General features: G+C 46.9%; 8 protein-coding genes. 2 read left to right on the top strand and 6 right to left on the bottom strand.

Translation table 11 applies throughout. From position 1 onward, the window contains the following. The first annotated feature begins 48 nt into the window (after positions 1-48). Positions 49-3,645, top strand: coding sequence for a YncE family protein (locus C9J01_RS14320; RefSeq protein ID WP_146157084.1), 3,597 nt, complete (start codon positions 49-51; stop codon positions 3,643-3,645). Between the two features lie 78 nt (positions 3,646-3,723). Here the strand turns inward: C9J01_RS14320 and C9J01_RS14315 are convergent, their stop codons facing one another. From C9J01_RS14315 to C9J01_RS14305, 3 genes are all read right to left on the bottom strand, one after another. After that, on the bottom strand, positions 3,724-4,887 hold the full coding sequence (locus tag C9J01_RS14315; RefSeq protein WP_107298833.1) for a glutathionylspermidine synthase family protein: 1,164 nt from the start codon (positions 4,885-4,887) through the stop codon (positions 3,724-3,726). Positions 4,888-5,400: 513 nt separating this feature from the next. Then, positions 5,401-7,437, bottom strand: a complete 2,037-nt coding sequence (locus tag C9J01_RS14310) for a DUF885 domain-containing protein (RefSeq protein ID WP_107298832.1) — start codon at positions 7,435-7,437, stop codon at positions 5,401-5,403. Between the two features lie 428 nt (positions 7,438-7,865). Next, positions 7,866-8,429 (bottom strand): hypothetical protein, encoded by a 564-nt coding sequence (locus C9J01_RS14305; protein ID WP_107298831.1) that lies wholly within the window; start codon positions 8,427-8,429, stop codon positions 7,866-7,868. A 433-nt stretch (positions 8,430-8,862) separates the two neighbouring features. Between C9J01_RS14305 and C9J01_RS14300 the strand changes: the two genes are divergently transcribed. Further along, entirely contained in the window at positions 8,863-9,933 is a 1,071-nt protein-coding gene (locus tag C9J01_RS14300) for an AI-2E family transporter (protein WP_107298830.1), read from the top strand. 109 nt (positions 9,934-10,042) lie between these two features. On the opposite strand, the gene C9J01_RS14295 is transcribed toward C9J01_RS14300, so the two are convergent. The 3 genes from C9J01_RS14295 to C9J01_RS14285 all read right to left on the bottom strand — a co-directional run bounded on the left by C9J01_RS14295 (position 10,043) and on the right by C9J01_RS14285 (position 12,080). Beyond that, on the bottom strand, positions 10,043-10,825 hold the full coding sequence (locus C9J01_RS14295; protein ID WP_107298829.1) for an FCD domain-containing protein: 783 nt from the start codon (positions 10,823-10,825) through the stop codon (positions 10,043-10,045). Between the two features lie 152 nt (positions 10,826-10,977). After that, complete coding sequence (locus tag C9J01_RS14290) at positions 10,978-11,370, bottom strand: hypothetical protein (RefSeq protein WP_107298828.1); 393 nt, start codon at positions 11,368-11,370, stop codon at positions 10,978-10,980. A 53-nt stretch (positions 11,371-11,423) separates the two neighbouring features. Further along, entirely contained in the window at positions 11,424-12,080 is a 657-nt protein-coding gene (locus C9J01_RS14285) for an apurinic/apyrimidinic endonuclease family protein (protein ID WP_107298827.1), read from the bottom strand. Positions 12,081-12,246 lie beyond the last annotated feature (166 nt).

Here is a 12,246-nt window from a genome sequence, read left to right as displayed (position 1 = left end):
GTAATCATCATTTGATGAATGATGACCTATTTACGCTGTAGAGGATGTATGAAAATAAATAAAAGAATGAAGCTGCTTAGCCATCTAGTCATGCTTGCTGTACTTGGGGGGTGTCAGGATGAATCGATTAGCAATAGCCTTAATAATAATGAACAGCTGGGTCCGCCACAGGCGCAAGCCAAATCAAGCCTGGAATCTTTTTCGCAACAAGAACTGATTTCAGAAGCCTGGTTTTCTAAACTGGGCCAAACGGATATGGTCGCAGCGGCGAAAGTGGCCGGCTACTATGCCGCTGCTGACAGTCGTTCGGCAACCATAGAGATCCGAGACATTTCTGCCAATCCTCTTCACACGATCACAGCCAGTGACATTGAGCAAGCAGGCCTTTCATCTGCAGGCCAATTATGTGGAATGACATTCACTCCTTCAGGCCGCTTTCTCTATCTGGCGCTTTGCAGTCAAGGCAGCGGAGAAGATGCAATATTAGCTTTTAATACCAACACCGGCATATTGTCTGTATTTGACCGGGTGCAGTTGCGCTCAGGAGCCAGTAATTCCCCTCACCATTTTGGTATGGCCTATTTCAAGTCCAAGCTTTATGTCGGCAGTGATATGGGAGTATATCGCTATGACGCCAGTCGAAATACGGTTTATCACGGTGGGGGCGAGCCGGAAATCGATTTAATTTCAACTCCAAACACTGTTAAAGATATTGCGTTGGATATGGTTGGCGGAGACTTATACGTTCTGACCCAAAATGGGGTGTTTAAGTTGCCTGCTGATGGGGAACAACTAACGAAAGTGTATAACCGGAGGAACCTGTCCAGAATTGGTTATAGCCGCGTGTTTGGCCGAAAAGAACTAGCTGGCCTGTATATCACCAAAGATTCCCAGCAAAGTTCCCAAGTTTTCTTTGTTCCGCAACACCTTGTTCAACAAGGTGGAGACCTGACCAATGCCGCGACTGAGTTGTGGTCTTATGATGGCAGACTCGTCGACCTGACCGCTACGCCTGATGGCAAGCTAATGTATTCAGGCGGTGAGTCCGGTGCCTATTATGGAAATGCTTATACCCTTACGGATAGCGGCGATGTGGATCGGTTGAGCTACCAGCAGTGGTTGCGTGATGAACTTGCCCAATACGTGGCGGCGATTAAGAGTCTGACCGCCTATAACGGCAGTGAAATTGATGGTACAAACCGTTCGACACTTTCTCCTGAAGGGTTCTTGCACCGAAAATTACAACAGGCTGACCTAGAAGCGAACGAGACGCCAATCGCCGATACCGTTGGCTGGGCAATCTACTTACTGATGGCCGCGAATGAGGCCAATATGCTATCACCGGAAGGTGTGGTGGATGAGACGCTGGCTGATCAGCAAATTCAACCGTTATTGGAATTACTGATTGAGCGTCATGCGGGACTTATCCAAGATGGGATGGGAGGCATAAAAACTGTAGATGGTCATTTTGTCCGTAATTACAACAGTGATGGTACCCCGTTTGCCAAAGATCAAAGCCCGGGTCCCCAGCCGCAAGTTTATACCAGCATGAAGTTCCTGCCGGCGGTGATAAAAGCGGCTGAGCTGTATCCACAAAGTACGAAAATTGCGGATGCGAAAAAGTATTTGGAGCAAATCTTTGTTCGATCAGCCGATACTATCCGTGCCCGTCAGGGCGTGACTTGGGAAGTTGATGACTTCGGCCCGGTTAGGAATGCCAATGGTATGGCAAACGAAAGCTGGATATATGGGGACTTGGGTGCGGCCCAAGACCCTATGGCAAGCTATAACTACGGTCAGTATGTTTATGAGCGGGATAACTTCAATTACGACCATTATTTGGCGGGTGAGCCGGTGATCAAGTCATCCCATGCCGCCTTCGTGGTTATGGGAGGGACGCTAGTACTGAAACACCATGCTGATGATGCGGGTTGGAAAGCTCAGAATAATAACTATTATGCCCTCTCCCAGGCGGTAACCGATGATCTTGGCTCACCGTACTTTGCTGCATTCTCTGCAGGTAATAACCCCTTTGATAGGGAGAATAAAAATGGCAATTACTGGAATGATGGCCCCTCGGATCACCCCGGCGATATCATCCACTTTCCCGCCGTTTTAGGTTTTGGCCAGCATGGCAAGCAAGGCGCCGTGGTCGGTGGCTATTTTGCTTATCGCGATGGTTTGCGCCAAGACATGTTAAACAGCTCAGATCCCGAGAGTCCGATCAAGATGCTAACGCGTTGGTCGATGGTGAAGCCTGATTACGAGATGCCGTCCATTGGTATTGCCGACTTTTGGTTCGGGGCGGTGGGACTGGCTGAAACGCTTCGTCCAGGTACTGCAGATAAGCTACGTAATACCTTCTTTAGAGCGCATTACGAGCTAGATGATGACGCAGAAGGCAATCAAGTTGTGTTGTTCTCGGCCTTGACGCCTCGTCATGTGATAGGTGTAAGGGCAGACAAATCAGAACAATCTTTTGGCTTCCAGCGCTCGCCGTTTACTGTGCCTGGCAGGGAGCATTTTGCGACTTTCAAGATTGTAGACCCACAGGGTGACTGGATTGAATTGGATGATGTTGTCAGTCCTAAGCAACTGGATCAATACGGAGAAAATCTATCGCCACGATTTACCAACCCTGATTTTGAAAATGATGTGGCGGGTTGGCAGTACTTTGGTGACGGTAAGACCAGAACGGTAAAAGGCGTTTCAGGGCAGGGGGTGCGGCTCCGCACTTCATCGGCAGGAGAGTCCGTATTAACCCAAGCGGTGTCGCAACCTGTTTCGCTTGCAAATAGCCAGTACAAGATCTCGGCTTACATCAAGCCAATCAAAGCGATTGAAGCAACCGCCTTTATTCGCACATATTGGTCAGCAGAGGGGGACCGAAATGCTCCGCTAGGAGAGGTAACGGCCAGCAACGCTATCGGTGCAGGAGATATTGGTCAGCTTGTTTCATTGTACTCTTATAAGCCACAAGGGGCTGCTTACTTGCATATTGAATATGTGGTAAGTGGTAGCCCGGAGACCGTTGAGTCCTTTATGTTCGATAATACCTCGCTGCAACTGATAGGGACTCTTGAAGAACTGGATAACGGTGACTTCGAAAGCAGTAGCGACGGTATTTGGGCTGGAGGCATGAATACGAACAAGGCGCGTGTGATCGCCATGAATGCTGAAGACGAAGAGGGGCGCAGCTATACCAACCATGCACTGGAATTCGTGCTCAATGGGACAACCTCCTGGCAGACGGTTGAAACGGGCAGTAATATCGATGTCAGTGCTGATCCAGACGGCACCCGCTATATTTTCAAGTTTGATGTATTGGAAAACACGCTACTTAGCGAAGACCAACTCGATGGCGAAACGGCCACCGAGTTTGATATCGATGTCGATGTTTACCCTAAACCATCAACCGAAAAGAAATCAGCCCGGCCTTATGTTGCGACGATAGAAAGCAATTCAAACGATGAAATTGCTTTTGTGATGCGCAAGCGCCCTGGTAACGAACAGTTCAATATCCAGTTTAAGGCCCGCCAGAGAAGTAAGCTTATCGGTGAAGAGAGGATAGTGATCGATAACCTCAGGGTTTACAAGCAGCGCTTGTTTTCCCGATGCGATACAACATCCGCAACAGGGTGCTAATTCATCACTGATGTGTCACTGAAGTCATAGCCAAGGAAGCCTTCTTCCTTGGCTATTTTATTTTGAAAGAGTGAGAGCTTACAAAATGATGTGAGGTAAATAGCGCGACATATCTTGGGTGATCCGCGAGCGGTCTTCGCGAATGGATATCCCACCGGCTTGATCGTCGACCAGCCAACTGCCGATCAGGGTATAGGCATTGTTGAATTTAGGCAGAGGGTGGTAAGCCTGGTAGATCACGCCTTCATCACCATAAGGTCCATCGACGCGTAAGGTTTGCCTGCCGTTCTCCACAATGGTGATATTGGCCCCTTCACGGGCAAATATTGGCTTGATGACGTAATCCTTAAGCTCACTAAGGCCTGGATCATCGGCAAAATAGGCGGGGAGTAGGTTCGGGTGCCCTTTGAATTTGTGCCATAGCATCGGCAGTAGGGCTTTGTTGCTCAGTACTGATTTCCACATTGGCTCCAGCCAGTTGATGGCATTAGCCGGCAGGTATTTGGCGTACTCTTCTCGCAGCATGAATTCCCATGGATAGAGCTTGAACATCCAGCGGATGGGCTTATCACTCATATCCGTAAATTCTTTCTTGCCGTTAATGCCGATATCTTCAACAAACACAAACGATGTCGACAGCCCGGCTTCCTTGGCGCAGTCTTCCATGTATTGCACTGTGCCCCGGTCTTCAACGGTATCTTTGCAGCAAGAGAAGTGAAGGGTCTGGCCCGGTTGCTGACGAGAAAGCGTCTTGAAGCGCTCGATCAGCAGTTCCTGCAATAGGTTGAACTGATCGGCATCGCGGCGGATTGCCCCGCTGTTGACCATATCTTCAAGCCATAACCATTGCCAAAATCCCGTCTCGTAGAGCGAGGTAGGGGTGTCGGCATTGTTTTCATACAGTTTGGCAAAGCCGGTGCCGTCGTAGGCAAAGTCGAGCCGCGAATAGAGTGAGGGCTCTTTACTGCGCCATGAATCTAGGATGGGTTGCCACATTGCTTCAGGAATTTGAAAGCGCTGCAACCAGTATTCATCAGCGACGACCTCGTCAACAACCTCGAGGCACATCTGGTGGATTTCCTCGGTGGGATCTTCCAAATCACGCTCAATCTGTTGCAGGGTGAACTGGTAATAGCCGGTTTCATCCCAGTAAGGTTCGCCGTACATAGTGTGAAAACCGAAGCCATATTCTTTGGCAAGCTCTCGCCAATGGGGGCGTTCTTTGCTGTTGATCCTTAACATGTGCTTTCCTGAACCGTTCGAAGAGGCATTGCTGCCCAGTATGGCATGGGATGAAGCGAAATTAAGGCAGTAGTGACGAAAATTTAGAGATGGGGCAGCATCAGTTTGACAACGGAGTGGGTCAGCAGGTGAATGAGTTAAAATATAAACAAACTGATGGTTTATGGTATTTATTTACCGCTGTTTGCATCTTGTTACACACTCCCTTCCCTGTACGTAATTTACGCACGCTAGATTGATGTATGTCACATTTTTGTGTGTCCTGCGGGGTATAGTAGCCCCCGTTAAATTCAGGTTGCATGCTTCGTACCTGTAAGGTTTAACATCACTACAAATAATCGTTCGGGTAAGTTACTGGTAAATAGTTATTGTTCACCGTTCCTTGAGTAAGCCACTTGGCCAACCAACCTTTTGCTTTAACTTGGTACTTACCCATTTTTTTCCTTTTCTCTTTTGCTCCTCCTGTTGACCTGCTGCCCGCCCGCAAGCGGACAGGCAACCGTCTCCTTATCTTTATTTCTGAGCTTTGATCCAGTTTTCAATACTGGTTTCAACCACTTCCATTGGTTGATCGCCGTATTTCAATAACTGGTCATGGAAGGCAGCCCAGTCGAATTGACTGCCTAACTCGCTCTGCGCTTTATCCAGCATTTCCCTGATCACCAAGAACCCGGACTTGTACGATACCGCTTGGCCGACATAGGCCGCGTAGCGGTAGCTCTCTGACTCAATATCACCATCACCCAGAGCGGAGTTGGCCTGCATGTATTTTTGAGCTTCTTCTATGCTCCAGCCTTTGGCATGGATTCCGGTATCAACTGCAAGGCGCATGTTGCGAAGCTGGGCTTCGTTGAGGCTGCCGAAATACTGCAGGGCATTACACTCCTCAGCATCGGTATAAATGCCCCCCTGGAAAGTGGTGTAGTCGAGATCGAGTTTACACATGCCGGTGGCATTGAGGAATGTTGGTTTACCTTCGTCGTTGAGTTCGCCATAAATCCCCATTTCTAGCCCTAGCCACTCAGTGTAGAGGGCCCAGCCTTCGGCATAGGCGGTGTACCAGACGTTCTTGATATAATCAGGTTTGTCTGCTGGTGGGTATTCAATTGAGTAGGCATTCTGGAAGTGGTGCCCCGGTGCAGCTTCATGGAGCAATAGCGTTGAGACATTCCATTTCTGCAAGCTGTAATCTGGGTGGGTGTTGAGGTTGAACTTGTTGCTGCCGTATGAGCCAACCCCGTCATACCCTTCGCGATTCGCGGGGATAGGGACAATGGTGTAATCGGTCTTGATTGGCTTGAAGTATTTGGCGACAACGTCATTGGCGTCATGCTTGAAGGTGTTGTAATCGACCAGGGCCGATTCGCAGGCGCTTTGGTCGGAGGCTGCCTGGCAAAGTTCGGCGTATTCAGTACCGGAGACATTTTTACCATCACGGCCAAAGAAAAATTGTTCAGTGTTGAGGTAGTCGAAGAATTCATTGAGGTTGATATTGCCGTTTTGATCCAGCAGGTTGAATTGCCTTTCACTGACTATACCACTATTGCTATCACGCCAGTCAGCGGTTGGGGTTGCACTCCGTTTTTTGACCACAAGTTCGGCCACGCGGATCATTTCGGCCTTGGCATCGGCCACCAGATCTTCGCCAAGTTGGTTTAGTTCCATCGCAGGCTTGCCAGTGGTACTGTTGCGGTCTAATTGCCATTGGTACCAAGCTTGACCGTTAGGCAGGTCGCCCCAGCCGATATTAGTATCTGTTTTGTCCCCGCTTTCTTCTCTGGCATTATTAACGTAATAATCGGTTTCAAGGAACGTTATCAATCCGGTGACTGCCCCTTGAGCATCATTAACCGCTTTTGTGTATTCACGGACAAAATCTTCATCATATTGATTCTGGTGTTTCTCAATGTCATTGAGCCCGAACTTGAGCAAGCCATATGGGTCATTGCCAACCTCCAGGACTTCTTTGGTACTACTCACAAGTCGGGTAATCAGCACTTTTGGTAGCTGGGTTTTATCGACCATACCCAAATTGTATTGCGAGTGCAGATTGTTGGTCCAGGCGGTGAACTCCCGGATCACTTGGAGGTGCTTATGGTAGTCTTCAGACGTTTTTTGTTCTGCGCCTGCTTTCTTGGCATTCCGAGTGATGTCATTCTTGAAGTGGGTGATTGGGATATCGAAGGTACCGAACCTTGGGTTGGGCAGTGATGCGCCTCGGATAGCAATATTGCGGTCGAATTGGAAGGTGTCGTAGTAGATTTTATCTTCATCAGATAAAGCACTGCGGTCAATATTTTCTAGTTTGTCCAAGTACATGCGGTCTACCGCTTGGCGTGAGCTAGCCATCTGGTCGGTGATCTGGCCGAACTTGGTGCTGTCGAGGGTGTCGATGGCCTCTTGATAGCCGTCAAACACGGATCGCAACTGTCGAGCAGGATCTTCGATCTGTTTAGGTTGCTCAATGTAGGTGGTTTCATCGTTACAGCCGGCAAGGGCTGTTAACGTCATGATGACAAGGGCTACAGGGCGTAATTTGTTCGTGTTCATTATATTCCCTCATAGAATTTGATCGTATCTTGTTTTGTTGTTATCCCGTGGGATGCTAAGAGGGTATAGGTTTTGAATATTACGGCGTTGCGAGCAGGATCACGGCTGCACCACCTGCGTTTATATGCGTAATTTGCATAACCTAAACATTTGATTAGAGGGGGTGGTTTTATTCTGCTAGAAATGAATTTTCCTTTGCAAACGGTGAGTTACCTGCATAGTTGAGCGCTGGATTGAATGAGGTGGATTTTTGTCTCTGGGGGATGAATTGCTGCGTTTGGACACAAGATCTTGGTTTGCAATGAAATTGTGACATGCGTGTCGAATTATATTCACCGATTGTGTGGAGTGGCAGCTTTGAAGGGCAAGAGAGCTTGGCCTATCAGTGATTAACCAAGCTAACGTAAATAGGGTTGGCTGCTTAGTGGCTAGAGCACATCCTGCACCGAAGGGTTCCAAGCGTTTGTGTTTCCCTTTGAAGCTTGCCATGCCTGGGCAAAGCCGATGGCAGGAAAATCTAGCTCGAAACGGTCGTTTTTAAAGTTGACCGTTGCAGGTGCGTGGCGAAGGGCATTAAGGACAAACTTTGCCTCTTTGGCTGATTTCGCAGTCATAGATGAAAAGTAAAAATCCTTGTAAGTCGCATCATGAATGCACCAGTGCTTGAAGCGTACTGTGGAACCGTTGACTTGGGCGACAATTGTGCTGGCCTCTGTACTTGGCTTACACATGTATTCACTGTTGAGGCTAAAGAAATTGAAATAGAGCTTTTGCTTTCCGGACTCCGAATGGGCAATGGTTGCCGATATGGTGTATTGGGTTGCAAAGTCCAAGCCCCGCATTCTTGATATATGCGCACTCTGAGGATCATCCTGTTCCCATTGTGTTGTGGTGGTTAACCAGCCATTTGTTGTTAGCTCTTTCCAGCTATTATCATCAGCCAATACGGGTGCGCTGCATAAAGCTGCCACTAAAAGCATTTTAATGTGCATGTTTATTCATAAGTGTCGCAAAAGAGGGGATGATAACGGGCGATCGCTAAACTTGCCACAGTTTGTAGCGAAAAGTAGTGGAAGTGGGAAAGAAAAGGTCTCTTCAATTCGTTGGTTAGTGATGGTAGGAGGGAAAGAGACCTTTGTACCAATGGCGGACGCTAATTTCACGTAATGGGTACTAACATCCCGAAGGAATGCAAGAGAAAGAGTATGCGATCTATTTAGAGTAAAAAATCTAAATGATGAATAAGTGAACAATTATCTTTGCGAGCAAAATACTGCGCCTGTCGTGAAATGGTAAGTCTACCGACATCGAAGTGGTTACTATTTAGCCAAGTCAGGGCGAGAGCCCATCAGTTAATAAAAGCCATTTGTGAGGTAGATTGTGAATGCTCAACAATTCCTAGTAACACTCCCGGGCAAAAGCTCAATGGATACATTCATCAAAGCGATGTTGTTGCTGCTGGTGGTGTACTTCTGCTACCAAATTTTGCAGCCTTTTTTATTACCCATAGTCTGGGGGGCCATTATTGCCATCGCTCTGATGCCTTTGGTCAAAGGGTTGATGAAACGCTTTTCGCTCTCTCAGGGCAAGGGGAGTATGTTGGTGACTCTCGTGGCACTTGCAGCCCTGCTAATACCGACAGTCTGGTTCTCTGGCGCAGTGTTCAGCACGACTCAAGAAGTCGCAACGTCGGTAACAGAAGGCACCTTGGTGATCCCTCATCCTGAGGCATCAGTAGCGGAAATTCCGGTTGTCGGTGAGCCGCTGCATAAAGCCTGGAGCCTATCGGCGACCAACCTTGAAAGTGCATTGGAAACGTATGCGCCACAAGTAAAAGCTTTTGTATCTAGTGGTTTATCTGCGGTAGGTAGCCTAGGTGGCAGTGTTGTTCAGTTCATCATTTCAATTTTGATTTCAGGTGTAGTGATGAGCAATGCCGGACGCTGTAAGGCGATGGCGAACAAAGTTGTTTCGCGTCTGTTGGGTGACAAGGGTGAAGAGTATGTTGGTCTTTCAATTGCAACAGTTCGTAGTGTGGTTCAGGGCGTAATTGGTGTAGCGGTTATTCAGGCGGTATTAGCTGGATTGGGTATGGGAGTTGCAGGTGTACCGGCAACAGGTCTGTGGATGCTTGCGGTATTGATTCTGGCGATTATCCAACTACCACCCATTTTGGTTCTAGGTCCGGTGATGGCATACCTGTTCGCAGTAGAGACAACAACCGTTGCGGTACTATTTACAGTGTGGGGTATTCTGGTAAGTGCGAGTGATGCAGTACTGAAACCAATGTTGATGGGCCGTGGTGTAGATATTCCGATGTTGGTAATTCTACTGGGTGCACTGGGCGGTATGATGATGTCAGGTATTATCGGGTTGTTTGTTGGTGCGGTGGTTCTGGGTCTAGGCTATAAACTACTGATGACTTGGCTAGAGCAGGCAGACAGCACCGAACAAGAAGTTACCCAAGCGGCACTTCCGGTAGCAGCAACATTTTAATCATTGAAATAAAAGACAAAAGCCAACACTTAGGTGTTGGCTTTTTTGATCGTTGGAGCTTTTCTTACAACCGAACAAATAGATTGGATGTATATCATCAATGCTAAGGCTATCTCTCTTGGTTGAGAAGGACGACAGGATTAGAGTTAAATAAATACCCATCAAAGTCCGGATCATCGATATCAGAGAGCTTTAGTAGCTGTTGTTTCACATTTTCAAGGTGTTGCCACATTCCACTTTTAGCGGCTACCGGATCTTTACGCATCATCGCGGATAAAATCCGCTTGTGATCTTCAATCCATTCCTGACGATAGTCTTGATCAAGGATGCGTGAGTGAAGCTTTTGCCACATAGGGCTGCTTTCCCGACGTACCCAGGAGTGTTTCAGCATATCGACAAGAACAGTGTTTTGCGTGGCTTCTGCAATACATAAATGGAATTGCTCATCTCCCTTATACTCTGATTGACCGCTGGCTAGTTCTTTTAGTTCGAGATCAAGCGCTTCTCGCATACGGGCAATATCACCGGGGGTCACTTGCATTGCAGCAAATTCTGCAATGTTGCTCTCCAGTAATTGCCTGGCTTGCAACATCTCAAAAGGGCCTGAATCATCAATCATTCCTGTTTCAACATATTGGGTTTGGTTGGGGGTATTGATGATATATACGCCTGAGCCTTTACGCACCTCAACAAGGTTTTCAAGTTCAAGCATAATAATTGCTTCCCTGACAACAGCCCTGCTGACTGCTAATTGCTCGGCAATATTTCGTTCGGGAGGGAGTTTTTCACCAATATTGTATTTCCCGTCAGTAATCCAATTTCTTAAAGTGATCCCGACTTCTTGATAGGCTCGTTTGGGTTCATTATGAATAATGTTATAGTTTTTCTTCATCATTAATTCATTTGTGAGTCAGTAAAAATGAAATCAAGCTGCCATAACATGATAGATGAAGTAATTACTGCCCAATTGAGCATCCACTTTCATTATATTGTTACGGAGAGCTAGGTTGTTTGTCTTTAGTAAATAGCCAGAAAAGCTATTAATTATTCAATAGAAGACCAAAGAGCCTGTAGACTTTGCTCATTAGCCCTCAGGTTTGGAATAAACGCCAATTTATCTGCTGACATTTTCTTGCCATTTGGTTGCATAATATGTGTCACAGTCCACAGCACGCAGCCCGTGGGTAAGTTGAAAAGCACCCTGGTTTGGGTGAATAGACGCCCGTCGTCAAATGCTGGACTAACCGGTATCGCTGAACCGCCCCAGCGTTCAGCAACGGTTTGAGGGCTAAACGGCAGTGTTACAGATAATATCTCAGGGGTAACATCTTTTATCACCTCCATGACTAATCGTGAGGAGGTTCCCTCAGGCTCAAGCCATAGCCTGTGGGGGATCGAGTTATCATCCCAGCAAAGGGTGTACTTTTCGGTGCTCATAGTGTCTCCGATTATTGGAAAGTAAATAATATAAATTGCTCAATGCTTGATACTTAGAACAAACATGTCGCTTTATTAAAAAAGTTGGTTTCTTTTGGGTGCGGTAGAAAAGAAGCATGAGGTTGATGACTCATTTCTTCTGATTCATGCAGCACGTTTAATCTCAGCTCCCTGAAAATTGAGGTGAAGAAATCAAGGAAACGCTGAATAGATTTATTGTTTTCTTTCGCCTTATGGCTTAACGCATGAGTATCAACAGCTAATGGTGAGCCCATTCCCAACGTTGAAGTTAACGCTGCGAGTTGCTCTGCTGTTAATGATTGGAAATAAGCAGAGGCATGGGATATTTCTTTTTCACTATAAAGCATCTCTGCATCAGGAATTCGTAAAATGAACAAATCAAATGCTGCTGCAGCTATCATCCGTGAATAGAGTGAACCGCTGTCTTTTGAATTGCAGTCATCAATACTGGCATTTTCCTGCTGGGAGTTTGAGTAGAATGAGTAATTCACCGTTTTGATACCAACATTGACCAAGTTAACAAGCCATTCTTTGTGCTGTTGCACCCATTTGTCTTGTTGAAGAAGGTTGCTGATCTCATCGAGATTAACTGCAAATTGATTGATGCTTGAATAACCCTTTTCAGTACTACCCTGATTAACTGGGCAAGTTGAACCTGAGTCATTGGCTTGCTGACTGATATGTTCCATAACGCCACTCCCAACTTAATGACTTCCTTGCTGTTTAGCAGGTTTGTATACCAAAGATGGGGGAACAGTACATGCTCAATGATGTTTGGACAACCATTTGGTTGTTTTGGTTTACCAAAATGTGAGTGTACGCATAAATTGAATGTTGTTGCTTTAGTCAATATAT

The sequence above is a fragment of the Photobacterium rosenbergii genome (genome assembly GCF_003026455.1).
GTDB classification, from domain to species: domain Bacteria; phylum Pseudomonadota; class Gammaproteobacteria; order Enterobacterales; family Vibrionaceae; genus Photobacterium; species Photobacterium rosenbergii.
This window is presented reverse-complemented; position numbering and strand designations above follow the sequence as displayed.